This is a genomic window from Aliivibrio sp. S4MY1 (assembly GCF_028765545.1).
GTDB lineage: Bacteria > Pseudomonadota > Gammaproteobacteria > Enterobacterales > Vibrionaceae > Aliivibrio.
On the sequence record NZ_JARACP010000001.1, the window covers coordinates 325,642 to 351,190 of the forward strand.

At 39.6% G+C, this 25,549-nt stretch carries 24 protein-coding genes; 12 read left to right on the top strand and 12 right to left on the bottom strand.

The window, feature by feature from the left end:
* Nucleotides 1–86 precede the first annotated feature (86 nt).
* Nucleotides 87–2,864, bottom strand: a complete 2,778-nt coding sequence (locus PVK71_RS01650; protein WP_274417283.1) for an insulinase family protein — start codon at nt 2,862–2,864, stop codon at nt 87–89.
* A 165-nt stretch (nt 2,865–3,029) separates the two neighbouring features.
* Between PVK71_RS01650 and sixA the strand changes: the two genes are divergently transcribed.
* Entirely contained in the window at nt 3,030–3,500 is a 471-nt protein-coding gene (gene sixA / locus PVK71_RS01655; protein WP_274417282.1) for a phosphohistidine phosphatase SixA, read from the top strand.
* Between the two features lie 60 nt (nt 3,501–3,560).
* On the opposite strand, the gene smrB is transcribed toward sixA, so the two are convergent.
* Nucleotides 3,561–4,094, bottom strand: a complete 534-nt coding sequence (smrB, locus tag PVK71_RS01660; RefSeq protein ID WP_130048706.1) for an endonuclease SmrB — start codon at nt 4,092–4,094, stop codon at nt 3,561–3,563.
* A gap of 52 nt (nt 4,095–4,146) precedes the next feature.
* Between smrB and prmB the strand changes: the two genes are divergently transcribed.
* Both prmB and aroC read left to right on the top strand, forming a co-directional pair.
* Nucleotides 4,147–5,079: a 50S ribosomal protein L3 N(5)-glutamine methyltransferase gene (gene prmB / locus PVK71_RS01665; RefSeq protein ID WP_130048707.1), complete on the top strand. Its 933-nt coding sequence runs from the start codon at nt 4,147–4,149 to the stop codon at nt 5,077–5,079.
* A 598-nt stretch (nt 5,080–5,677) separates the two neighbouring features.
* Nucleotides 5,678–6,763 carry a chorismate synthase gene (gene aroC / locus PVK71_RS01670; RefSeq protein ID WP_274417281.1) on the top strand — a complete coding sequence of 362 codons (1,086 nt, stop codon included), beginning with the start codon at nt 5,678–5,680 and terminating at the stop codon, nt 6,761–6,763.
* A gap of 110 nt (nt 6,764–6,873) precedes the next feature.
* On the opposite strand, the gene PVK71_RS01675 is transcribed toward aroC, so the two are convergent.
* Together PVK71_RS01675 and PVK71_RS01680 are read right to left on the bottom strand one after the other, a co-directional pair.
* Complete coding sequence (locus PVK71_RS01675; protein ID WP_274417280.1) at nt 6,874–7,515, bottom strand: trimeric intracellular cation channel family protein; 642 nt, start codon at nt 7,513–7,515, stop codon at nt 6,874–6,876.
* 105 nt (nt 7,516–7,620) lie between these two features.
* Nucleotides 7,621–8,154, bottom strand: coding sequence for an MgtC/SapB family protein (locus PVK71_RS01680; RefSeq protein ID WP_130048712.1), 534 nt, complete (start codon nt 8,152–8,154; stop codon nt 7,621–7,623).
* Between the two features lie 173 nt (nt 8,155–8,327).
* On the opposite strand from PVK71_RS01680, the gene PVK71_RS01685 reads away from it, so the two are divergent.
* Both PVK71_RS01685 and PVK71_RS01690 read left to right on the top strand, forming a co-directional pair.
* Nucleotides 8,328–8,858 carry an elongation factor P hydroxylase gene (locus tag PVK71_RS01685; RefSeq protein WP_130048714.1) on the top strand — a complete coding sequence of 177 codons (531 nt, stop codon included), beginning with the start codon at nt 8,328–8,330 and terminating at the stop codon, nt 8,856–8,858.
* Between the two features lie 7 nt (nt 8,859–8,865).
* The gene (locus PVK71_RS01690) at nt 8,866–9,126 is read left to right on the top strand and encodes a YfcL family protein (protein WP_274417278.1); all 261 of its coding nucleotides are present in this window, start codon (nt 8,866–8,868) and stop codon (nt 9,124–9,126) included.
* A gap of 71 nt (nt 9,127–9,197) precedes the next feature.
* Here the strand turns inward: PVK71_RS01690 and PVK71_RS01695 are convergent, their stop codons facing one another.
* The gene (locus PVK71_RS01695) at nt 9,198–9,623 is read right to left on the bottom strand and encodes an HIT domain-containing protein (RefSeq protein ID WP_274417277.1); all 426 of its coding nucleotides are present in this window, start codon (nt 9,621–9,623) and stop codon (nt 9,198–9,200) included.
* A 78-nt stretch (nt 9,624–9,701) separates the two neighbouring features.
* Here PVK71_RS01695 and lpxM point away from each other — a divergent pair, with 78 nt between their 5' ends.
* A complete protein-coding gene (gene lpxM, locus PVK71_RS01700; RefSeq protein ID WP_274417276.1) occupies nt 9,702–10,643 on the top strand; it encodes a lauroyl-Kdo(2)-lipid IV(A) myristoyltransferase in 942 nt (313 codons plus the stop codon).
* Between the two features lie 251 nt (nt 10,644–10,894).
* Nucleotides 10,895–12,331 carry a H(+)/Cl(-) exchange transporter ClcA gene (gene clcA / locus PVK71_RS01705; RefSeq protein ID WP_338000076.1) on the top strand — a complete coding sequence of 479 codons (1,437 nt, stop codon included), beginning with the start codon at nt 10,895–10,897 and terminating at the stop codon, nt 12,329–12,331.
* A gap of 114 nt (nt 12,332–12,445) precedes the next feature.
* Here the strand turns inward: clcA and rlmA are convergent, their stop codons facing one another.
* Nucleotides 12,446–13,258, bottom strand: a complete 813-nt coding sequence (rlmA, locus tag PVK71_RS01710; RefSeq protein WP_274417274.1) for a 23S rRNA (guanine(745)-N(1))-methyltransferase — start codon at nt 13,256–13,258, stop codon at nt 12,446–12,448.
* 510 nt (nt 13,259–13,768) lie between these two features.
* Here rlmA and PVK71_RS01715 point away from each other — a divergent pair.
* Nucleotides 13,769–14,443, top strand: a complete 675-nt coding sequence (locus tag PVK71_RS01715; protein WP_274417273.1) for an oligogalacturonate-specific porin KdgM family protein — start codon at nt 13,769–13,771, stop codon at nt 14,441–14,443.
* A 209-nt stretch (nt 14,444–14,652) separates the two neighbouring features.
* Here PVK71_RS01715 and PVK71_RS01720 read toward each other — a convergent pair whose 3' ends face one another.
* On the bottom strand, nt 14,653–15,153 hold the full coding sequence (locus PVK71_RS01720; protein WP_130044192.1) for a YfbU family protein: 501 nt from the start codon (nt 15,151–15,153) through the stop codon (nt 14,653–14,655).
* Between the two features lie 103 nt (nt 15,154–15,256).
* Nucleotides 15,257–17,011, bottom strand: a complete 1,755-nt coding sequence (locus PVK71_RS01725; RefSeq protein ID WP_274417272.1) for a formate--tetrahydrofolate ligase — start codon at nt 17,009–17,011, stop codon at nt 15,257–15,259.
* Between the two features lie 215 nt (nt 17,012–17,226).
* Here PVK71_RS01725 and PVK71_RS01730 point away from each other — a divergent pair, with 215 nt between their 5' ends.
* The 4 genes from PVK71_RS01730 to PVK71_RS01745 are packed head-to-tail and all read left to right on the top strand — an operon-like array spanning nt 17,227 to nt 20,952.
* Nucleotides 17,227–18,828: an ATP-binding protein gene (locus PVK71_RS01730; protein ID WP_274417271.1), complete on the top strand. Its 1,602-nt coding sequence runs from the start codon at nt 17,227–17,229 to the stop codon at nt 18,826–18,828.
* 46 nt (nt 18,829–18,874) lie between these two features.
* On the top strand, nt 18,875–19,549 hold the full coding sequence (locus PVK71_RS01735) for a response regulator (protein WP_274417270.1): 675 nt from the start codon (nt 18,875–18,877) through the stop codon (nt 19,547–19,549).
* A 27-nt stretch (nt 19,550–19,576) separates the two neighbouring features.
* Nucleotides 19,577–20,047: a Cys-tRNA(Pro) deacylase gene (gene ybaK / locus PVK71_RS01740; RefSeq protein WP_274417268.1), complete on the top strand. Its 471-nt coding sequence runs from the start codon at nt 19,577–19,579 to the stop codon at nt 20,045–20,047.
* A 20-nt stretch (nt 20,048–20,067) separates the two neighbouring features.
* Entirely contained in the window at nt 20,068–20,952 is an 885-nt protein-coding gene (locus PVK71_RS01745) for a patatin-like phospholipase family protein (RefSeq protein WP_274417267.1), read from the top strand.
* Between the two features lie 84 nt (nt 20,953–21,036).
* On the opposite strand, the gene PVK71_RS01750 is transcribed toward PVK71_RS01745, so the two are convergent.
* The 4 genes from PVK71_RS01750 to PVK71_RS01765 form a co-directional block, all read right to left on the bottom strand.
* Nucleotides 21,037–22,233: a DEAD/DEAH box helicase gene (locus tag PVK71_RS01750; protein ID WP_274417266.1), complete on the bottom strand. Its 1,197-nt coding sequence runs from the start codon at nt 22,231–22,233 to the stop codon at nt 21,037–21,039.
* A gap of 125 nt (nt 22,234–22,358) precedes the next feature.
* A complete protein-coding gene (locus tag PVK71_RS01755; RefSeq protein ID WP_274417265.1) occupies nt 22,359–23,885 on the bottom strand; it encodes a tripartite tricarboxylate transporter permease in 1,527 nt (508 codons plus the stop codon).
* A 16-nt stretch (nt 23,886–23,901) separates the two neighbouring features.
* Entirely contained in the window at nt 23,902–24,402 is a 501-nt protein-coding gene (locus tag PVK71_RS01760) for a tripartite tricarboxylate transporter TctB family protein (protein WP_274417264.1), read from the bottom strand.
* Nucleotides 24,403–24,529: 127 nt separating this feature from the next.
* Nucleotides 24,530–25,507, bottom strand: coding sequence for a tripartite tricarboxylate transporter substrate binding protein (locus PVK71_RS01765; RefSeq protein WP_274417263.1), 978 nt, complete (start codon nt 25,505–25,507; stop codon nt 24,530–24,532).
* Between the last annotated feature and the right edge of the window lie 42 nt (nt 25,508–25,549).

Consider the following 25,549-nt stretch of genomic DNA (forward strand, 5'->3'; position numbering starts at 1 on the left):
TAATAAGTTCAACCTTTATTAGATGAGTTATAAGCCATCATAGTCAAAGGTTATGATGGCTTTTTTTAATGTTTAAACGATTGGAATTATCCAAGATTCACGTCTTTCGCTCGCAATTGGAACTCATCAATAGAATCAATTTCTAACCCAACATCTAAGCGATCGTATTGTTCATGCTCGGTGCCTTGGCAATGCATGATTAAGCGATTCGCAGTTCTTGGTTTTAGTACGTTAACCACAAAACGCAGCATTTCAGTTCGCGTTAGCAAACTAAGTTCGTCAGCAACACGCTCTTTATGATCAAAATTTAAATCTTTATTGCCAATACAGGCCCATAAGCGCTGAGCTCGACCACGAAGATTAGTGTCGGGATCAGAGATTTGATCAATCAATCCTTGTTTACTGTTTTGCCATTGCTCTTCATTTAGCTCTAATAACACCATGTAGAAGGCGTTAAGAAACTCATCAATCGCATCTAATAATATGGCAGGAGGAGCCATAGGTGATTGAACATATAAGATCAATCCTGGGTGCTTGTTTAACGGTAAATTTCCCGTCCCAACCATGTAGCCTAATTGCTGTTTGGTTCTAATTTCATGGAAAAAAGAAGCCGACATTAAATGGTTTGCTAACGTATAAAGCGCAAAACTGCGAGGGTCTTCTTGAGCTGATTGATAATAGACTAATAAGGCCGAATCAGAATGGTCACAAAATAGCTCACGCTGAAAGGTTCCGGATTCTCCTAACATAATCAGTGGTCGAAATGACTCTTCATAAGTTTGATTTTGCATACGAAGTGCATTTTTTAGTGAGTTGCCTAAGTCTAGAGCTTGTTGCTGTGACCAGTCACCATAGACAAACATCTCAACGTGTAACTCTGCAAACATCGCTTGAACAAAGTTAGGCAGATCATCGACCTCTATACTTTCTAATGCCTCAAGAAGGACAGGGTAAGGGGGATTGTTTGGTTGTAAAATCCCTGATAATGCATTGAAAAGTTGCGAAATAGGGCGCTCTTTCGAAGCGTTGCTCCAGTGACGTGTCAGTTGATTCTTAATGAAATCAAAACGTTCACTACTAAACTCACGAGTAGTAAAGCGTTTTAAAATAACCTCTAATAATAAAGGCTGCTTTTGACTAAAGCCCGATAGAGCAAGAGTGACGCCACCTTGGTGACAATAGAGGTTGTAGCCCATTCCTGCTATTTCAGCTTGATAGGTTTGTTCACTCAAGGCATCCATCAGCATTTCGACACATAGGCGAGTTTTTACTATTTTTCGTGGGTCAGAAATGGAATGTGGGCTATCGATGGCAATATAAACCATACCTTTTGGTACCCTAAATTCTTCTTCTTGCTTATGCCATAGACGAAAACCCGGTAAGTCTTCAATCAACATTGGAAATTCGGTGGTATCTGTTAACGCTTGAGGTTCAAGATCGTAGCAAATATAAGGGTTTTTCTCTGGAAGGAAAAGCTCAGGATGCGGCTCAACATTTTTCCAAAGTGTCAATTGATTCTCTGTCAGTGGGTGAACTGAGTAAGGGGTATGATACCACTTATCTTTATGGTCATACTCTAACCCTTGAGCCACTAAGGTTACTCGCATTTTTTCAGGCGTCAGTTGTTCTAACAGATCTTTAATTTGCTGCTCATGGTAGCCTTCCATCATATAGTCGGCATACATAGCGTCTTCAGCATGATAGCGTTGTAAATTCATGACAAGATGGCTAACTAAATCAAGTGGCTTGCTTTTTTCTTGGAATTGAAAAGCCGACTCTAAAACGGCTTTTTTCTCACTGTATCGCCATTCATCAAAGCCTTGCTGCTTGATAAGTTCAATGTACTGATAAGTGAGTGTAATGATCTCATCAGTATGTTCGATGCCTTTTTCCGTTAAGTTATAAGCCAGAGTAAACTCGCGGAAGTTGCTGCCACTCACACCACCACCAGCGGTTAGCGAATGGATATAACCGAGTTTTTTTAAATACAGCATTAAACTGCCTTCGCCTTCATAACCAAGCAGGTGACCAAGATAATTTAACGGTTTGGTTTTGTAAAAACGGTCTTGATTTGGCAAAGAAAAAGCGAGAGTTAGCTTTCGAACTTCTTTTAATGGTTCAATATTTATCCAACATGCTTGTTGATCTTCTGTTACGTAAGCGACATCAATTGTTTTATGTCCTAAATTTTGATTAGGGATGGCAGAGAAAGATTGAGTGGCTAAAAGTTCTAATTCACAAAGTGGACGATTCCCTAAAACCACAGCGGTCATTAAATCGGCAGAATAATGGTCTTGATAAAAAGCCAGCATTTCATCACGGATAGAAGAAGTGTCGTTATCGGCTAACGTATCAATGCTTCCTACTGAGAATTTAGCGAATGGATGCGCTTGATTAATGGTCTCTTTGTGTACCTGATAAATACGACGAACATCGTCTTTAAGTTTTAATTTATATTCTGAATCAACGGCTTGACGTTCTTTATCTACGGCTTCTTCGTTAAATAATGAGGCATAGAAGAACTGGCCAAAGCGATCAAGACCTTCTTCAAACGCATGGTGAGAAATTTCAAAGAAAAAAGTAGTGTGTTCAGTGCCTGTCCATGCGTTATTTGAGCCACCTTGCTGGTTAATAAATGAGTGAAACTCTCCCACTTTTGGGTATTTTTCTGTACCAAGAAACAGCATATGCTCTAAAAAGTGAGCAAGACCTGGGCGATGGTCAGGATCATCAAAGTGACCGACATTAACAGAAAGGGCGGCAGAAGAACGTGGAGCCGTATCGTCTTGAACCAGCAATACTCGCAGTTTATTATCGAGTTCGATAAAACGATATTTCTTTTGATCATTTGGGCTGATATGCACAGGGTGCTCCTGTTTTAAGGCAGAGATGGGCAATTTAATGCCCTCATTTTTATATTTATTTTTCTAATTATGGCGCTGAACCCACAGACTAGCAAACTCTCTCTTTCCCCTTTTTGTCATTGCTTGCTACTATTGTGAGGTTAGTAATGATTTGAGAATGAATAAATGAAAGTATTCATAATGCGTCATGGCGAAGCTGAGATGTATGCGCCAAGTGATGAAGAACGTAATTTGACACCTCATGGCGAGAGTCAATCAGCCCAAATTGCACAGTGGTTAATGAAAACTCATCAGGTGCAGTTTGATTATGTATTGGTGAGCCCTTATGTACGAGCTCAACAAACATGGAATGCGATTAAACCTATTCTTAATGTTGCCGATGCAAAGGTAGAAACGTCTGATGAAATCACGCCATACGGTGATTCTGATGATGTAGTGGAATACGTGAAAGCGCTGGGCAGTGTAGAAGACATAGAGAATATTTTAATTGTTTCTCATCTGCCATTAGTGGGTTATTTGACGGCGGATTTTGTTCCGGGAATTATGCCTCCAATGTTTCCAACGTCAGCCATTTCTTGTGTTGAGTTTAGTCATTCAACAGGAAAAAGCGATCTACTGTGGTTGCAACAAGCATAACGACAAGCTGTATTTCGGTATAAAAAAAGATCCCAAGCAAAGGCTTATGGGATCTTTTTTTTATCTATCAGGAATAGACAGTAAAACTAATATGGCACCTGCGCCACCAAACTCTAAAGGCGCTTGGTGAAATGCCATCACATCTGGGTGTTGAGCTAGCCACAAAGGCACTTTTTGTTTAAGAATATGTTTTCCAATTCCGTGCATAACACTGGCACAAGAAATATTCTCTTTTAAACAATAAGCAATCATTGAGCCGAGTTCGCGCTTTGCTTCATCCTGTTTCATTCCGTGCATATCTAAAAAGACATCAGGGACATACACACCGCGACGTAATCGCTTCACTTCGTATTTTGATACATCATCACGGGCATAACGAACAGGTCCATCTTCATTAAGAAGTGGCACAAATTCGTCAGAAAAGAAAAACTCTTCATTTTTCCCTTCTTTTAATGACTTTCTTTGCTGTTGTTGCTCGCTAAAGTTCTTACTCGGTTGATGGATTATGGTATCCTGTTGCAACTTTTTAGAGCCTTGTACTGCTTCACGGAACAGCGAAAGTTCGTCATCTGATAGGTGGTCGTTTTTGCTCATTTTTAAATTCCAATAATTAACAGCAGTATTATAACTTGTTTTGGGGGCAATTTTGGATAAGATTTTTGTAGAAGAGGCCGTTTCTGAGCTTCATACGTTACAGGATATGTTGCGTTGGACGGTAAGCCGCTTTAATGCTGCGGGTCTTTTTTATGGTCACGGCACAGATAACGCATGGGATGAAGCGGTTCAACTAGTGCTTCCTACGCTATATTTACCTATTGATGTTCCTGCTCATGTACGTGAATCTCGTTTAACATCAACAGAGCGACTACGTATTGTTGAGCGTGTTGTACGTCGTATTAACGAGCGTATTCCTACTGCTTATTTGACTAATAAAGCATGGTTTTGTGGTCTTGAGTTTTTTGTTGATGAGCGCGTACTTGTGCCTCGTTCTCCAATTGCTGAATTGATTGAAACGCAATTTGAACCATGGTTAACCGAAGATCCAACACGTATTATGGATCTATGTACGGGCAGTGGTTGTATTGCTATTGCATGTGCTCATGCGTTCCCAAATGCAGAAGTAGATGCAATTGATATTTCTACTGATGCGTTAATGGTTGCAGAGCAAAACGTTCAAGACCATGGCATGGAGCAGCAAGTGTTCCCTATGCGTTCTGATCTGTTGCGTGATATTCCAAAAGATCAGTATAACTTCATTGTTTCTAATCCACCGTATGTGGATGAAGAAGACATGAACAGTTTACCTGAAGAGTTTGAGCACGAACCTGAGTTAGGTTTGGCTGCTGGTAGTGATGGACTGAAATTAGTTCGTCGTATTCTAGCTAATGCACCAGATTACTTAATGGATAATGGTTTCTTGATTTGTGAAGTAGGTAACTCTATGGTTCACATGATGGAGCAATACCCAGAAATTCCATTCACTTGGATTGAGTTTGCAGAAGGTGGACACGGTGTATTCATGCTAACTAAACAGCAGCTTCTTGATTGTGCTGAAGAGTTTGCTCTATACCGCGATTAAGTCACTAAATTCGACTTATTATAATAAGCCTGATGCTCGCATCAGGCTTTTTTATATATCTTTACTTTGTGACATTGCAAAATCAAGTCGATTACGAAGGTTTTGTTGTTTTTCGCTGATGTTATTTTTACGTAATACTTTTCTTACTAGACGAAGTAGTTTCATTTTTTTTCTTAACCGTTAATGATATTTAGTAATTAGCAGGAATAATGCCAACTATTTATTGCCATCCTTACGTTAAAAATCTCATCCATGCATTGCTTTTTTTATCAACATTTTATGTTTATTTTTAGTTTTTTGGCTCATTAATGAGTCAAGTGTTAATTATACGTTGTGATATGAATAGCAGTAAAGAGGTATTTTTGTAAAATGAGAGTTTTATCAGTTAAGGTTTTTTGGATTAAGGTCACAAATTGCCGCTGTTGATTTTTTAAATTGTTTTTACGGCAAAGAAAATCACATCTAAGAAAAAGAGTGTGCTCACTAATTTAGAGAGAAACCATTACTAGGGGCTTTACTCTGCTGTAGATTCAAGCCAATATGGATTGATTAAAGTTATGCTATTTATAGCCAATCAACAATATTTACAGAGGAAGTAATGGCTGGAAATTCTATTGGACAACATTTTCGAGTAACAACGTTTGGTGAAAGTCATGGCTTGGCTTTGGGCTGTATTGTGGATGGCTGCCCTCCAGGTCTAGAGTTGAGTGAAGCGGATCTGCAAATCGATTTAGATCGTCGTAAACCGGGTACTTCAAAATACACTACTCAACGTCGTGAAGCGGATGAAGTAAAAATTCTATCAGGTGTATTTGAAGGAAAAACCACAGGAACCTCAATTGGTTTACTGATTGAAAACACCGATCAACGTTCTAAAGATTATTCTGAGATTAAAGATAAGTTCCGTCCGGGACACGCAGATTACACTTATCACCAAAAATATGGACAGCGTGATTATCGTGGTGGTGGTCGTTCTTCTGCTCGTGAAACGGCAATGCGTGTTGCAGCTGGTGCTGTTGCTAAGAAATACTTGAAACAAGAGTTTGGAATTGAAGTTCGCGCTTACCTATCACAAATGGGCGACGTAGCGATTGATTCAGTTGATTGGAATGAAATCGAGAATAATGCGTTTTTCTGTCCTGATGCAAGCAAAGTAGAGGCCTTTGATGAGCTTATTCGTAAGTTAAAGAAAGAAGGGGACTCTATTGGCGCTAAAATTACCGTTGTCGCACAAGGTGTACCGGTTGGGTTAGGCGAACCTGTTTTTGATCGTTTAGATGCAGATGTTGCCCATGCTTTAATGGGAATTAACGCGGTTAAAGGCGTTGAGATTGGCGATGGCTTTGAAGTGGTTCAACAACGTGGTTCTGAGCATCGTGATCCATTAACACCAGAAGGTTTTAGTTCAAATCATGCTGGTGGTATTTTGGGTGGTATTTCATCTGGACAAGATATTGTGGCGCACATTGCTCTAAAACCAACTTCTAGTATTACTGTTCCGGGTGAAACGATTACTCGCAGCGGTGAAAAAACAGAGTTGATTACTAAAGGGCGTCATGATCCTTGTGTTGGTATTCGTGCCGTACCTATTGCTGAGGCTATGCTAGCAATTGTTGTAATGGACCATTTAGTTCGCCATCGTGGTCAAAATTTTGGTGTACAAACAGAAACGCCAAAGATTTAAATAAGAAGTGAGGGATTGGTTTTTAGGAACTAATAACGCCACATAGAACTAATAAAAAGAGCCAGATTGATTATGATATCAATCTGGTTCTTTTTATTTGTATCTAATTTTTAATTTTTCTCAATCGTTTCAGGTTGATCTTCTGTGATATCTAAATGAAATACAGGTAAGCACCAACCAAATTTTACTGCGGCCATACGAGCAGTAAAACCGATAACAATAGTAGCAATCGTTGTGATTAACTCATCGACACCAAAATGAAGTAATCCGATGTATAGCACAGCAGATAGTAATGAAATTGAAGCATATAATTCTTTATGCAATACCATTGGCATCTGGCGACAGAAAAGATCACGCAGTAGCCCACCAAACACGCCTGTTACAATGGCAGAAACAACACATATTAGTGGGTGAAGCCCCATATCTAATGCGACTTGTGAGCCAATAATACTAAAAACAATTAAACCAATAGCATCTAAAAATACAAAGAAGCGATGGTTTTTGGCTACCCATGGGCCGATCCATGTTGTTAATACGCCGGCAATGCAGGTAATCACAAGGAATTGTGGGTTTTTTACCCAACCAACAGGGTAGTGACCAAGAAGAATATCACGAACAGTACCACCGCCAATTGCTGTTGCACTGGCAACTAACATTACGCCAAACCAATCCATTTTTTTCTTACCAGCGGCTAATGCACCTGTCATTGCTTCAGCTGTGATCCCAATAATATAAAGAACTGTTAATAACATTTTCTAATACCGTGTCATATCATGATGGTCAAATAATAGGACGAGAATTTTATGGGATTAAACGAATAATGACGAATGAAAAAAACTATTCCGACATTTTTCAGATTAGTTTTTTTTATGCATTTTATCGAGACTATGAGCCCTTGGTTTATGAGTTCTAATATTGAGTATTTTTTGATGCACGCCGCGACGAAGGCTTTTGAATGAATTTTCAAGCTTATCAATGCCGAGTAAAACAAAAAGAGCTAATAAAGTGATAATGACTGATTGCTGAATGTAGCCTAATGCAATCATCATCCCTAATGCTGCTAACACCCAAATAATGGCCGCAGAGGTTACACCATGAATTTTACCATCTAAAGTCATCATTACCCCTGCGCCAAGAAAACCAATTCCTGTAATAATTTGGCCTAGTACTCGAGCATGATCCAGAGAGTTTACAGATAGGGACATTGCCATCGCTAAGAAAAAGTAAGTACCTGAAATAATTAGAATAGAGGTTCTTATTCCTACGGGTTTGCCTCGAGTTTGCCGTTCAACGCCAATTAACAAACCATTGAAAGCACAAGCGGCAATAGCAGACCAAGAAAAAGGCCCTAAATCCAGTAATTGAGCAAGTTGTAAAGTGATGTCATTCACAGGTGGTGAAACTCCAATCTAAAGGGGGAGAGATAATTTTGGAGAGTATCAGTTCACTCTTTTGACAGATAATGAATAATTTTGAGAAGGAGGATAAAAAAAATTTATCTAGATAGGCCTTTAGTATGTGGTGAGGTAGAATACGCTTCTATTATTATTGCTAAGCCTGTTGTATGCCTCACCAATATCAAGATTTAATTACTGTTTTTAATGCTACTTTTTCTGATTCGTTTAATACCAAGCTAGAACTGGGTGGTGATGAACCCATTTACCTACCAGCGGATAGTGAATTTAATTATCACCGTATTATTTTTGCGCGTGGTTTTTATCAATCAGGCATGCATGAAATTGCCCATTGGTGTGTTGCTGGCCCTGATCGTCGTCTATTGGAAGATTTTGGTTACTGGTATGAGCCTGATGGCCGAACAGAGCAAGTTCAATCAGAGTTTGAAAAAGTAGAGATCCGCCCTCAAGCCTATGAGTGGATATTATCATTAAGTGCTGGGTTAAAATTTAATGTGAGTTGTGACAACTTAAATGGCGATTTTGAGCCAGATCGTTTAGCATTCATGGCTAAAGTACATAATGAAGTGATGAGCATTTTAGATAATGGATTACCTCCACGTGTAGAGGCATTATCCAACGCATTACGTGAGTTTTATCAAATAGCCCCACTTACCAAAGAACAATTTATTGTCCAATAGGAAAAAGATGATCATTGAATTTGAAGAAAAAATGCTTGAACTGATTGATGCTCGAATTGAAACAGCATCAGATGATGAGCTATTTGCTGGTGGCTACTTACGTGGACACATTTCATTGTCAGTTGCTAAGTGCGAAGAACAAGAAATTGCTGATCTTGATATACTAAAAGCACATATCAATGAAAGTCTTGAAGCGGCTAAATCTGAGTTATCTCCTGCTGATCGTATTATTGTGGCTGATCTATGGAATGAGCTTCAAAACGCATAATGTAAATAAGCAAAAATAAATGAAAAAGGCAGTTCTGAAGAGAGCTGCCTTTTTTATGGTGAGTAAAATCGTTATTGCTTGAATCCAGGCAATGCTCTTAATTTATCTCGAAGTAGATCCACCAATTGAGTTTGATCGGACTGTGCTCTGATCTCTCCATTAGTATTTCCCCAGACTGGGCCTGGCCATGCGATATCAGTGATAAAGCGTGCAATATGGTGAATGTGTAACTGAGGAACTAAGTTACCTAGTGCTCCAATATTAATTTTATCTGGTGTGAAATTATCTTCGAGCAGTTGAGCAACCGAACTTGATTCTTGAATAAATTGAATTTGCTGCTCTGGGGTCATATGGTGGATTTCTTTTAAGTCTTCAATTCGAGGAACTAAAATCACCCAAGGGCCGATGTTTTCTTTAATGAGTAAAACAGAACATAACGGAAGATTGCCCAAAAAGATGCAATCTTGTTGCAAACGGGGGTGTAATTGAAAAGCCATTTGTATTTCCTTGGTTTCTATCAGCAATGCTTTGTTATATCATAATCGGTTCATAATAAAGAATAAGTGAAGCAATTCATGAGTGAAAAAGTCGATAAAAACGTTTATAACCCCACTTTTCAATGGGCATTTCTTCATCCTAAGTATTGGCCAACATGGTTAGGGATCGGATTTGCTATTATTTTGGCTTTTATTCCGTTTCGATTACGCGATAAATTAGCGGCACAAATTGTAAAATTAGTACTTAAGAGACCAGGTGGTGGTATTAAGCGAGCTAAGTTGAATATTGCGACTTGTTTTCCTGAAAAATCAGAAGAAGAACAGAAAAAATTGCTTGAAGATACCTATATTACAGGTGCTCAGGTGATGCTTGGTTTTTCTGAGTTGCTTGTTCGTAGTCGTAAGCATAATGAAGGACGCGGGATTTTTGTTGGTGCAGAGAATCTATTCCCTCTGCTTGAGCAAAAAGAAAATATTATTATTTTAGCGCCGCATGCTTGGGCTATTGATTTCCCTGCGATTCTTTTGGCTTCTCGTGGCTATCAGGTAACGACCATGATGAAACCTCAAAAGAACCCAATAACTGATTGGTTAATGCATGTTCAGCGTATGCAATATGGCGGTAAGATTTATGCTCGTAGCGCGGGGATCAAACCATTAATCAAAGCGATTAAAGAAGGCTACTTAGCGTATTACTTACCTGATGAAGATCATGGTCCACAAAACAGTGTATTTGTCCCTTTCTTTGCTACACAAAAAGCAACGTTAAAAGGGTTTGGTAAACTGGCTCGTTTATCAAAAGCAAAGGTGGTTCCAATGTTGCCATCGTATAATGCAGAAACAGGGCAGTTTGAGATTATTACATTACCAGCGATTGCGGATTTTCCATCAGGAGATGAAGAGACCGATGCTCGTGCAATGAATATTGCTATTGAACAGCTGGTTACTGAGCGTCCTGAGCAATACATGTGGGTGTTAAACTTACTGCGCTCTAGACCTGACGGTAGCCGTTTATATTAACAATTAGTTATTCAATGTATTTTTAAGCCCGTAGAATTTACCGTTCTACGGGTTTTTTATTTTAATGAACTTTGTAACGAAAAATGAAGAAGTGATTTATTTGATTTATATCAAAAGTCGATCTTGGTCATTTAATCAATCTAAGTTTTTGTAAATGGTTAGGGTCTATCTGTTGCTGAAGCGTATAATTATTTGTGTTCTTATTATAATTACGCTGCCAATGCTCTTTACGTGCTAAGTTGATACGATAAATGCCAAAATCACCCAATTTTCGTTTTTTTCAAGGTGGGATGCTAAAGCATCGTACTACGCCAAAATTTCTAACCACACAAACTGATTATTATGCGCTGCTTTTCTTATCGGCACTGGTTGGTGGTATTGCCGGGTCTGTCGTCGCTTTATTTGAAGCCTCAATTCGCTTGATCGGTGAACAGCGTCTCAACTTCATTCATTCATTTCCTTATTCTGAGTATTTAGCGCCTGTTGCTGCGGTATTAGCGGGGGCTGCGATGGCTGCTGCTGGCTTTTGGCTTACTTTTCGATTTGCACCAGAGACTGCGGGTAGTGGTATCCCTCATATTGAAGGGGCCCTTGATGGGACTCAAGAGATCCGTTGGGCTCGTGTATTGCCGATTAAATTTATTGCAGGCACATTAACGATTGGTTCAGGAATGGTGCTTGGCCGTGAAGGGCCATCAATTCAAATTGGTGGTGCTGTTGGTAGAATGATCGCATGTAAAGGTAAACGATTCAGTCACTCTTCTCATATATTAACAGCAGCAGGGGCGGCGGCAGGTTTAGCTGCGGCATTTAACGCGCCTCTTGCTGGCATTTTGTTTGTGGTTGAAGAGATGCGTCCTCAGTTTCGTTATAACATCACTTCAATAAAGTGTGTGACATTAGCCACAGCGGTAGCAACGATAGTGATGCGTTCTTTACATGGGCAAGAAGCATTTTTAACGATTCCAAGTTTTGATGTCCCACCATTACGTTCACTGATTCTTTTTGCCATTTTAGGGATTATCTTTGGCATTATTGGGGTGAACTTTAATAAATGGATTTTAAAAGGAACGAGTAAGGTTAAAGACTTCCACCAAAATAAATTGTCTCGTATTGTGCTTATGGGCGCAGCGTTTGGCGGCACTTTTGCTTTATTGCATTTAGTGGCTCCTAAACTATCTGGCAGTGGGATGGAAATCATTACTGAGATGTTTTATAGCCCAATGGCATGGATGATCATGGTTGGTTTTTTTGTACTACGAGTGATTGTTACTGTTGCTTGTTTTTCATCGGGTGCTCCGGGAGGCATTTTTGCCCCAATGTTAGCGCTAGGTACCTTACTTGGTTTATCTTATGGTGTGGTAATGTCAGCATGGTTTCCCGGTTGGATATCAAACCCTGGAGTTTATGCTATCGCAGGGATGGGAGCATTGTTTGCCGCTACAGTAAGAGCCCCTGTAACAGGTGTTATTCTTGTGGTTGAAATGACGAATAATTATCAGTTGATCTTACCGCTATTAGTGACAACACTTGGTGCGACGTTTATTGCTCAAGCATTGGGTGGACAACCTTTATATTCTGCACTTTTAAAACAGTCTTTGCTGAAAGATAAAGAGTTGAGGGCTGAAGAGAGTGGATTACAGAAGGTTGATCAAAGTATTGCTAATGCGAATACAGAAAATAAGTAATTTCACTTTAATGTAATAAGTAATACCAATTCCAAGAATTATCATCTAATGAGTTACATTGGTATAACCATCTGAATTTTCATCTTTCAGATGGTTATAATCATGATAAATAGACTATGCTTTTTTATACACTCTAATCATAAAATCCGCTTTACAATCAAATTCTGACTTCTCTTGCAGCTCAGTTTTAAATTCAGCTGTTGCTTTCCAAGCAAACGGTGTCATATCTAATAAATGCAATGCTTCTAAGCCGTTCAAGCGCATATCGTAAGTTAATTTTTTCTCTTCAATAAGTTCAAAGTCAGTAAGAGCTTCTGCCGCCTCATCATGTAGGCGAACTTCACCATACACTCCTTCACGAAGTTCGAATAAATGATGGCTGGCTGGGGTAACGGTAATTAGATAGCCGCCATTTTTAATTGCGCGGTGTAATTCTTCTGCTTTACATGGTGCATAAATACGAACAACAGCATCTAGGCTTTGATCTGGGAAAGGCAAACGGTGGCTAGAGGCAACGCTAAATTGGCAATTTAGATAACGCTTGGCTGCGAACTTAATCGCGACTTTTGAAATATCCAATCCATAGACATTAGCATTTTCGCTATGTAAATATTCTGCAATTTTTGAGGTGTAATAGCCTTCACCACAACCAATATCAAGTAGGCTTGCTTCATCATTGGTTACATACTTTTGGCATAACTCGGCAACGTGTTGTTGCATAGGCTGATAATGTCCAGCTTCTAAAAAAGCACGCCTAGCTTGCATCATCTCTTTATTATCACCTGGATTTTTAGAACGCTTGTGATGAGCTGGCATTAGGTTTACATAACCTTCTTTTGCGTTGTCAAACTGATGGTTGTTTTCACAACGGTATTGATTGTTGGCAAAGCGCAACTCGTGTTGGCATAAAGGGCACTGATAAAACATAACCACACCTGAAATTAGATTGAGGCAGCAGTGTACTTCTTCATTTATCTAATAAAAAGAGCTAGCAGTGAAAATAATATCGGTCTATTTATTTTTTGTCTCAAAATTAATAATGTGACCTACTTCAAATACAGTACCTAATAGAAACTAACAAGACCTTTTTTGTTCTCTATCTAGAGTGATCTAGATCTCTTTGTCTGTTAATTAGAGCAGCGAAAAATGTGATCTGACTTGGAGGTAATCGTAATAGTTATAAATTATAAAATGAAATAACACGGTTAACTTATTGTTATGAAATGATTTATGTTTTTTTATGTAGGCCCTTTTTGAAGTTGGTCATAGTTTATTTGGTCTTTATTTTTCAGGGCGAATTAATAAGGCATGATTCATCTCAACGGATTTAGAGAAACATTTAAACGGATTACAAAATTTTTAGAGTTTGGTCTTAATGTATTGATAGGCTCAATAGAAGAACCAAACCAAACAGTTTAAATATATAGGGTATATCACATGAAAAAATCAACACTAGCACTTATCGTTCCTGCAGTTCTTCTTTCTGGTGCAGCAATGGCTGACTCAACTTATGTCACTGGTAACGTACAAGCGCACGATAGTAACTTACATGGTTCTGGTATGACATCTACACTAGAAGCGGGCCATACGTTTGATAATTCATTTGGTGGTTTAACACTATTAACCGAGTTTGATGGTATTCAACTCGGTTCACTAAAAGCAAACGATGATGGCGTTAAGTCAAACTCTCCAGCATACGTAACGTTAGGTGCAGAGCAATCATTCGCTATTAACGAAAATTTATGGATGGCTGTAGGTTACCACCACCTAATGGCTAACGGTAAAGAAGTACAATATCGTCCATTAGTGAAAATTGGTTACAATTTCGATAACGGTATCTCTATTTCTAACCGTACTCGTGCTCATATTGATGCAACTGATGGCGATGCTAAAACAGATTATCGTATGGATAACCGTGTGGCATACACATTACTTGAATCTGAACTAACGTTAAGCTACAACAACGTATACATGATTGAAGGCGAGTCTATGGACCACGAGCTTCGTGCTACTTGGAATAAGAAAGAAGGCGTTCAACCATACATTGAGTACCGTAACCAAGCGGACAATTACAATAACGCATTCGTAGTTGGTGCTTCTTACAGTTGGTAATTATAGGTTTCTAAATAATGATGACACTTTCAATCCGATAAGGGGGGGTTGCTAGCTGTAATCAATTAGAAAACCAAAATCCTCACTGATCCGTCAGTGGGGATTTTTTTAGATAGCAATGTAAAAATAATAAATTGCAGGCATAAAAAATCCCCGCTAGTGCGAGGATTTTAAATAGATTATTTATACTTTAACTTCTTTATAAGAAATTAAGCGTTAAAAATTTGCGCTAATTCAGTAGAGCATAGGTGGTATTGACGTGGACAGTTACGCCATGTCGTTAGCATACGACGGTATTTATCCATCATCGGCATTTGGCTGTTAAAGTGATGATCGGCTTTATCGAACTGAGGGTATAAACCTTCAGAGCTTGTTAAGAAGCGAACGTAATTTACTTGTTGTGCTTCTGTAGCTACATCAAACCCTAAGAACTGAAGGCGACGTGCATCTACTTTTGCCTGACACTCAGGTACTAGCATGTTATAAGACTCTTGCATTGCATGGTACATCTCCATGAAATCAATGATCTCACGACATTCTGCTTCTGTAATACAACCAAAATCTTTATCCAGTTCGCGGATCTGCAGTTCATAACCACGCTCAACAATTAATTGTTGGCGTTGGTATTTTGCTGCATTAGCAGGATCCATCTGTGACATTAAATAATACTGGTTTGAAAGGATTAAGCGTTGAGCATTTGTCATATCCATCAGGATAACCTCAAAAATTATAAGTAAATTTGTATAAAAAGTTGAAGCTAGATTAACAGTAAATGTAGCACATAGAATATGATCTATATTAAGTTATGTGATCTTAGCTAAGTCCGATAATGTTTCCGTCTGTATCAATGTCTAAATTCATAAAAGCAGGCTTTTCAGGCAAGCCTGGCATGGTCATCACATTGCCACACAGTGCGTATATAAACCCGGCACCTGCACACAGTTTTAACTCACGAATAGGTACGATGAAATCGGTCGGAGCACCTTTAATGTTGCCATCGGTAGAAATAGAAGCGGGCGTCTTTGCCATACAAACAGCTAAAGATTGATAACCTAATTGCTTAAACTGTTCTAATTGCTGCTGTGCTTTTTCTGATAATTCGATTCGCTCTGCACCGTAACCTTTTATTGCAACGGCATTTAATTTATCAAATAAGCTCATTTCACTTGTGTATAGTGGGGTAAATTGAGTGGTTTTTTTACAAGCTGCGATAACTTTTGAAGCGAGCTCTTTTGCGCCTTCACCACCTTTTACGAACGCTTCACTAATAGAGACATCAACATTCGTTTCTGATGTTTGTGCTGAAATCCATTGTTGTAAGAAATCCAACTCTTCTTGAGTGTCTTCAGGGAAGCGATTAATGGCTACAACAATAGGAAGACCGTATTTAGCGCAGTTATTAATGTGCCATTGTAAGTTCTCTAATCCTGCGTTTAAGGCTTCTTGATTTGGAGTGAATAGTGCTTTAGGCAAAGCTTGACCTGGTGATAACGGGAATAGGCCTGAGTTCGCTTTTATACCTCGAAGCGTTGCAACAAGCACTGCACAATCAGGTGTTTTTCCTGCTAATGGTGCTTTAATGTTACAGGCTTTCTCTAAGCCCATATCTGAGCCAAAGCCTCCTTCTGTAACCGTATAATCCGTTAGTTTTAAAGCGATATTATCTGCAATGATAGAAGAGTTACCATGGGCGATATTAGCAAAAGGACCAGAGTGAACAAAGGTAGGGACACCTTCTAGCGTTTGCATCAAGGTTGGGTTGATAGCAAATTTCATGGTAACTGTCATTGCACCAGCGACTTGAAGATCTTCTGTAGTGATAGGTTCACCATCAAGGTTATAAGCCACGACAATACGGCCAATACGTTGACGCAAGTCTTGAAGATCTGTTGCTAGAGCAAGAATGGCCATTAATTCAGAAGCGGCGGTAATATCAAAACCATCTTCACGTTCATAGCCATTAATGGTTTTTCCATCTTCATTTTTACCAATGGTCACCATACGAAGTGCGCGATCGTTATGGTCCATTACACGCTTCCAAACTACTCGGTTAGAGTCAATTCGTAATGCAGGAAGATCGTTCTTTTCAGAGAATCGTTCGTAACCTAGGCGTTGCTCATGGTAGATACGAGCATCAATGGCCGCAGAAGCTAAATTATGTGCTGCGGTAATCGCATGAATATCACCAGTTAGGTGTAAATTTAATTCTTCCATCGGAGCTACTTGGCTATAACCACCACCTGCAGCACCACCTTTTACACCAAATACTGGTCCCATAGACGGCTGCCGGATACAGGCACTAACGGATTCCCCTAATTTTGCTAGACCTTGAGCTAAGCCGATTGTCGTTACGGTTTTACCTTCCCCGAGAGGGGTTGGCGTGATAGCACTGACTAAAATTAACTTGCCATTTGGTTTATCTTCAAGGTGTTTTAAGGCGTCAATATTGACTTTTGCTTTGTAACGACCTTGTGGGGTAATGTCATCATCATGCAGCCCTAAGTTTGACGCAATCGTTTTCATTGTGGTAAGTGTCGCAGTTTGGCAAATTTCAATATCGCTTTTCATAGTAACGGGAACCTTTTAGGGAAGAGTTAAAAATGCTGAAAAGAAGTGCGCTTTTTATACCACAGAACTTAGGTGATATTGAATTAATTCCCTAGGTTTACTATGGAATAAATGGAAATATTTATTTGATGTGATCAAGAGTATGAACAAGGTTTAAGATTAGGTTAATGGGTTGTGATACTCTTTGTTTATCTATAGGGAAGTGTGAGGTGTGAATGTCTTGGGATGATCTGAGTTTTCGACGTCGATTGTTAGCGGTGATGACCATTTCGGGTATTGGTAAATTACTCATTTTGTCTATTTGTGCCTTTTTGTATATCAAGCATTGGGAGTCTCAAGACAGCGGGGATAAAGCGTTAGGAGTTGCTCGGTTTCTTGCTCAATCTCCGATCGTCATTTCAGCAGTAGAACAAAATGCCCCGACATTAATTGAAGATAAAATAGAGCGATTACGAACCTCTATTGGCGCTGCATTTATCGTGGTGGGTAATAAAGAGGGGATACGTATTGCTCACCCAATTAAAGAACGTATTGGCAAGGCGATGCAAGGTGGAGATAACCAGCAAGCTCTACAACTCGGAGAGTCTTATATTTCGTATGCCAAAGGTTCTTTAGGTCATTCTGTGCGTGGTAAAACGCCAATTTTTGATCAGAAAGGCAATATTATCGGAGTGGTGTCTGTCGGTTATTTATTAACAACGATAGACAGTAAGGTGTCTCATTTTCTTAGCTTCTTTCTTGGAATGGCAGTATTGGTGATTTTTGCTAATGCGATTATTGCCAACTTTATCGCTAGGCGCTTTCAAAAATCTATTTTTGGCTTTGAACCTGAAGCTTTTGGGCGTTTATACAAAGAGCAGCAAGTTACTTTATCTACGCTGCGTGAAGGTGTGTTAAGTATTGATGCTAATGGTAAGCTCAGATCTATCAATAAAAGTGCCTGTGACATATTAGGGATCGATCCTAAGCAATCTTTAAATCAGTTGTTTATTGAAGTGTTGCCAGACAGTGACTTAACTAAGCTTTTGGTCACACAGCAATCTGAACACGATATTGAACTGTTATTAAATGGTCAGGCTGTGATTGCCAACCGAGAGTTGATTAAAATGGATGGTGTCGTGATTGGTGCAGTATCCAGTTTTCGGCGTAAAGATGAAATCAGTGAATTGACGACTCAACTTTCTCAAGTCAAACAATATGCTGATTTATTACGTTCACAAACCCATGAGCATCGAAATAAGTTAAATACAATTAGTGGGCTCATTCAGTTAGGTAAAATTGAAGAGGTGCAGCAGATCATTGGTCAAGAGAGTCAGCGTTATCAAAAGTTGATTGAATTTTTAAGAGAGAGTATCTCAGAACCAATGATTGCCGGTGTCTTACTAGGTAAAAGTGAACGTGCCAGAGAGCTTGGGCTATTACTTGATATTGAAGAAGGTACGCAGTTAAGTGTGCTTCCTCAGCATATTCGAGCAGAGGATATGGTGACGATTATCGGAAACTTAATAGACAATGCGTTTGATGCAACCTTGAGTAAACCAAAAGAAGTCGTTGAGCCTATTATTGTTAGTGTGACTGACTTCGGGCAAGAAGTGATTATCGAAGTAGAAGATAAAGGGTGTGGCCTACCGGAGGCATTTAGCTTTAAACAGTTAACTCAAAGAGGCATATCTACAAAACCTGAGCAAGGACGTGGTGTTGGCTTACATCTTATTCAGCAGCTAGTAGATCATTATGGTGGAGAGTTTACAGTTAGAAGTGAAGTGGGAAAAGGAACGTTGATGACTATTTATTTGCCTAAAACGTTGTACTCATAGAACAGCCACTTCTATAAATATAAAGAATAAACCAAAAGGATATTGTGTGAGCAGTAAAATTAGTATTGTTATTGTTGAGGATGACATTGGTATTGCAGAAATACACCGTCGTAATCTGGATAAAATAGATTATGTAGAAGTAATAGGAATTGCTGCCAGTAAGGAAGAAGCGACGACGTTATTTGATGTGTTAAACCCTGACTTAGTACTATTAGATATTTATCTTCCTGATGGTAACGGGATTGATATATTGCGTGAGTTACGCCAAAAAGAATCATCACCGGATGTAATCTTAATTACCGCAGATAGAGATGTGAATACACTGCAAGAAGCCATGCGTGGCGGTGTGGTAGATTATCTGCTAAAGCCTGTTATATTTAGTCGGTTAGAAGAAGCAATTAATAAATATTTAAGCCAAAAGCAGCAATTTATCAATCGTGTTGATATTGATCAAAGCATGGTAGATGCAATGTTGCACTCTACTACAGCACCGTCAGTAGCAAGGTTGCCTAAAGGCATTGATGGCGTAACTTTAGAGAAAGTTCGTCAATTATTTAGTCATAAAAAACAGTTAACTGCAGATCAGGCAGGTGAATTAATTGGGGCTAGCCGAACAACCGCACGTCGTTATTTAGAATATTTGATTAGCTCTGGAGAATTGAGTGCCGACCTTTCTTATGGCAGTGTTGGGCGACCAGAGCGAACGTACTTTAAGGCATAGCCTATTTTTTTAAGGTATTAGCAGCAAATGACACCAGCAACGAAATTATTAAAGAAAGCAAAAATAGATCACCAAGTGCTTGAGTACCATCATGATCCAAAAGCTCAAGCGTATGGGTTAGAAGCAGCAGAAAAATTGGGTTTGCCCCATGAAGAGGTATTTAAAACTTTAGTCGTTCAAGTGGATGAAAAGGAACTGGTTGTGGGCATTATTCCTGTTGCGGCTCATTTAAGCATGAAGTTAATCGCTAAAGCGGTAGGTGGAAAAAAAGCCAAAATGGCAGATCCCGCTTTAGTTCAAAAATCTACTGGATATGTAATGGGAGGCGTGAGTCCTCTAGGCCAGAAGAAACGATTGAAAACAGTGATCGATAATAGTGCAGAACAGTTTGAAGCCATGTATGTCAGTGGTGGAAAAAGAGGGCTAGATATCGGTTTGGCTCCTAGTGCTTTACAACAAGTATTAAATGCACAGTTTATGGATATTAAAGCAGAGTGATCATGGAAGGGAGAAAACCCATGAAGAAAAAAACAGTATCACTTGTTCTTGGTAGTGGTGGTGCGAGAGGTCTTGCTCATATTGGCGTGATCCGCTGGTTAGAGGCGCATGATTTTGAGATTGTATCTGTTTCAGGTTGCTCAATTGGTACTGTTGTTGGTGGTGTGTATGCTGCTGGAAAATTGGATGAGTTTGAAGCTTGGATGCGAACCATTACAAAGCTCGATATTGTTTCATTGATGGATTTTAACTGGGGGAAAGGAGGACTCATTAAAGGTGAGAAAGTGATGAACCGTTTAAGTGGCATTCTTGGTGATTTGCATATCGAAGATTTAGCTATTCCTTATACCGCAGTAGCTGCTGATATTAGTAATGAAAAAGAAGTATGGTTACAAAAGGGATCATTACTGCAAGCTATTCGAGCTTCTATTTCGTTACCTTTGTATCTTATGCCAATAGAATTTAACGGTAAAACATTAATTGACGGGGGCGTATTAAATCCAGTTCCAATTGCACCAACTTTTGGTGATCATTCGGATATCACTTTAGCGGTCAATTTAGCGGGTGAAATGACTCATAAAATTGATGATTTTGAAATTAATCAGGTAGATATCTCGGCACAAGAGCCAGAAGAAGAGATGCCATTTCATCGAAAAGTAAGTGATTACTTTGGTTCGCTAGCAGCAAAAACTTCAAGAATTGATTTAGGTATGTATGATATTGCTAATCAAGCCTTTGATGCGATGCAGAGTACCATTGCAAGACAAAAGTTAGCGGCTTATCCGCCTGATATTACGGTTGAAATAGCGCGAGACGCATGCGGTACTTTTGAGTTCGAACGTACGGCAGAGATGATCGATTTAGGCTATGAGAGAGCTGAACATGCTTTAAAACATTTACTATAAGTGAACAATCGATATAAAAACGCCCAAACTTATTATTAAGCGTGGGCGTTTTTTGTTTTATACCAATTGGGGGTGATTAAGCGATTACGCTTTTGATTCTGTTTTTCTTTTTGGCTTAAAGTTCAAAATAGAAATAGGCACTTCTTTACGTGGCGCAAAGCCTTCAATTTCTTTACGCACAATTAAGTGGCCAAGACGTTTTTCAATCATACATAGATTCTTAAAATCGTCTTTAGAAACAAATGAGATAGCCTCACCTTTTGCTCCTGCACGGCCTGTACGACCAATACGGTGCACATAGTCATCTGCCGGGAAAGGTAGGTCATAGTTTACTACGCGCGTTAGCTCATCAATATCAATACCACGAGCCGCAATACCAGTAGCAACTAAGTATTGTAATTTGCCTTCTTTAAAGTCATTCAGCACTTTTGCTCGTGCTTCTTGGCTTCGGCCACTATGGAAAGCTTCTGCTCGAATATCACGTTTCTCTAACTGGCTTACTAGCTTCGCTGCACCATGCTTTGTCTCAATAAAGATCAGCGCTTGATCCCAATTGTTTTCTTTAATTAGGTGGCTCAGTAGTGCCGATTTTTTATCTTTATCTACCGTTGTTAGCCATTGGTCAATCTGTGGTGCTGAGGTCGTTTTTGGCGAAATAGTAATTTCAATCGGGTTATTTACCGCTGTTTTTGCTAAATAACGAACTTGATCAGACAGTGTTGCTGAGAACAGCATGTTTTGGCGATCTAATGGTAAGCGCTCAATGATTTTGTTGATGTCTTCAATAAAGCCCATATCGAGCATACGGTCGGCTTCATCAAGAACTAAGATCTCAATCTCATCAAAATGAATTGCACGCTGTGTGTACATATCAAGCAAACGACCCGGCGTCGCAACCAGAACATCAACCCCTTCAATTAGACGTTCTTTTTGGTTTTTATAATCAACACCGCCATACATAGCTAATGATGCAATATCAATGTGCTTGCTGTACTTCTGAATGTTGTCTTCAACTTGAATTGCTAGCTCACGCGTTGGCGTTAAAATTAATGCACGAACACGTTTAGCGCGAACTTTAGTTTGATTTTCGCTGAGAATTTCTAAAATAGGTAATACGAAGCTAGCGGTTTTACCTGTACCTGTTTGCGCAGCAGCAATCAGGTTTTTTCCAGTAAGCGCAACGGGAATGGCTTTTTCTTGAATTGGAGTAGGGGCTTTATAACCCAGCTCGTCGATGGCTTTTAAAATTGGATCGCTTAACCCAAGCTTGGAAAATGGCATGTGAAATCTCAGATATATGAATAGAAGGGGATTGTAGCATGAAAAAAAGAAATGGCAGCAGGGGAAATAGACACCAATACTATCCTTAGTATTGGTGTCTATATTTAGGCTATTAGGTCAGACGGTTATGACTTTACTGTGAACTTAGGGCGGATAACGTTATTGATAAACGTCAGTGCCATCGGAAGAATAAGAACAATTACAGCAATCGCAGTAAAACAAAAGGTAATCGGGCGTTCCCACAAGAAACTTAACTCCCCATCACTGATCATCAAGGCTCGACGTAAATTCTCCTCCATCATTCCACCCAAGATAAAGCCAAGTAGTAAGGGAGCGAGAGGGAAGTTAGCTAGCCGAAGCGCAATAGCGACCATCGCAATTAAGATCATGATAAAGACATCAATTGTATTAAAAGAGACTAAATAAACCCCTGTGATTGAGAAGAATAAAACCATTGGCATCAATACGGTTCTTGGTATCGCAAGTAATTTAGATATGTATGGAATCAAGGGTAAATTTAGGATAACCAGAACGATATTACCAAAGTACATTGAGATAATAACCGACCAGAAAATATCAGGGTGATCAACAAACAATCTTGGTCCTGGTTGAATACCATAAGCAATAAGGGCACCTAACATGATTGCTGTCGTACCTGAGCCTGGAATGCCCAAAGTCAGTAGTGGAACAAATGACCCGCTTGATGCGGCGTTATTTGCGGATTCAGGCGCCACTAATCCACGGATACTACCCTTACCAAACTCTTCTTTTTTATCTTTTGGTGCTAAATTTCGTTCCATTCCATAACTTAAGAATGCTGCGATGGTTGCACCCGCACCTGGTAATACGCCAGTAAAGAAACCAAGAATAGATGAACGAACAGCAACAGGCGCGACTTCTTTAAATTCTTCTTTGGTTATTTTCATACTACCTAGGTCAGACATTTTATTCTGTTCATCATCTCGTGTGTCTTGTTCTGGTTTTAATATCCCCATTAAGGTTTCGCCTAGTGCGAAGGTTGCCATTGCAAGCAATAAGAAGCTGAATCCATCCATCAAATCAGTTAAGCCAAAGGTAAAGCGCTCAACGCCAATACCTTTATCAATACCAACGGTTGAAAGCATTAAACCAAGAATAGTCATCATCCATGCTTTAATCACTTGTCCCTTACCTGCGAATGCAGCAACAGCAGATAAACCCACTAGCATAAGAGCAAAGTAATCAGATGATTGGAAGCTAAGGGATACTTTTGCAAGCGCAGGGGCTGCAATTAAAAGCATAATGGCAGAAAGCGTGCCACCGGTAAAAGAGGAGTAGGCTGCAAGAGCAAGTGCTTTACCTGCTTGGCCTTTTTGCGCCATTGGGTAACCATCAAAAGCCGTAACTACCGTTGATGAACAACCGGGGGCATTGATAAGGATTGATGAGGTAGACCCACCAAAAACGGCACCATAATAAACCCCCGCCATTAAAATCATACCTGATGCAGGATCAAGTCCGTAGCTAATAGGGATCATTAACGCAATGGCTGAAATTGGACCAAGACCCGGCAGCATGCCAATAAATGTTCCTACAAAACAACCAATCATTACCATCATTAAATTGGTTGGCATTATTGCGGTTGATAAGCCAGCTAAAATTCCATCTAACATAATTAAGTCCTAGGGTTTACCAAGCAAGAAAAAGATAACCAGGTTCTAGATAGATATCCAAACCTTTGGTAAGAAGTAACCAGAATCCTGTAACAAAAGGAAACGAGGCACCAAATAAAATGGGTTTACGACGTTCACCTAAAAGATAGAACCCTGCCAGTAAAAACAAGCTTGTAGCCAAAACAAAACCAAGCCAAGTTAATCCAATGCCGTACAGCACCATTAAAGTGATAAAGCCAAATAAGAGTTTCCAATTAAACCCTAAAACAGCACCACTTTTCTCATCGGGTTGAGCTGAAACAATCAGTATGAGTGAGAGAAAAATGCCAGCAAAAGTTAGCATATAAGGTAAAGTTCGAGCGGTGAAGGGTTCGTATTCATCGCCAGGAAATAAAGGAATTAAACTGGTTTGGTAGCCGTAGCAGAGGCAAACAAGTAAAAAAATGATAGCGCCAACGCGGTCTCGGCATAGTAGAGAAGAGCTAGAGTACGACATGAGTTCTCTCCATAAATCCATTAAAGAAAGGTAGATTTAATTGGGTAAAGAAAGCTGCCTTGAACTAACGGTGCAAGGAGGATGTAGCAAGAACATTAATGAGTCATATCCGGGGAATCATTAATTGTTCAAGGCAGCTAAAGAAGTATTATTTCAAGAAGCCAAGCTCACGCATTAGGTTACCCATCAGCAGTTCTTGCTCTTCAAGGAAGGTATAAAAGTCTTTGTCCGCTTTGTAGTTATCAATCCAACCATTACGGTCACGAACGACTGCCCATTGCTCTGTTTCGTACATTTTATTGAAGGCTTGGGTGTATTCGTCGATTTTCGCTTGCGGTGTTCCCGGTGCCGCGAAGAAGCCACGCCAGTTTGCAAACACGGTATCGTTGCCGTATTCCGTTAATGTTGGGATATCAGGTGCACTCTCTAAACGTTTCGGTGCTGTGATAGCCAGAATACGAACTTGACCACTTTTGGACATTTCAAGTACTTCACCTAACCCTGTTGAAAGTAAAGGTGTTTCACCTGAAAGAAGGGCAGCCATTGCTTTACCACCGGCATCGTAGGCAATATAGCGTACTTTTCTTGCATCAAAACCTTCGCCTTTAAACGCCGCCGCCACTACTAAATGATCCATACTGCCTCGAGCTGAACCGCCAGCAATTTTTACTGATCGAGGATCTTTTTCAAAATCAGCAACCACTTGCTCCCAGCTTGTATATTTAGAGTCTTTATTCACGACGATCGCACCATAATCAGCAATGGTCGCTGCAATAGGGGTTAAATCACGGAATGATTGTGGGAAAATACCACTTAACGATCGGATAACGATAGGCGTTGAGTTCACCATTAATGTGTCTGGTTGACGCTCTGCCGTTTCAATTAAATGTGCAATGGCTTTACCGCCGCCGCCACCTGACAGGTTTTGGTAAGACGCTTGCTCAATGATATCTGATTTAAGTAATACATCACCAGTACCACGAGCAGTCATATCCCAACCGCCACCAGCACCACCAGGGATGATGAAGTGAATTTTTTCAAGTTCGGCCGCTATTGCTGAGCCTGAAAGTGCAAAAGAGGCTGCAATTATTGAAGCCGTGAACTGTTTTTTAAATGAAGTAAGCATGAATAACATTTCCTTATGGTTCAAATCTCTCTGTAATTATCT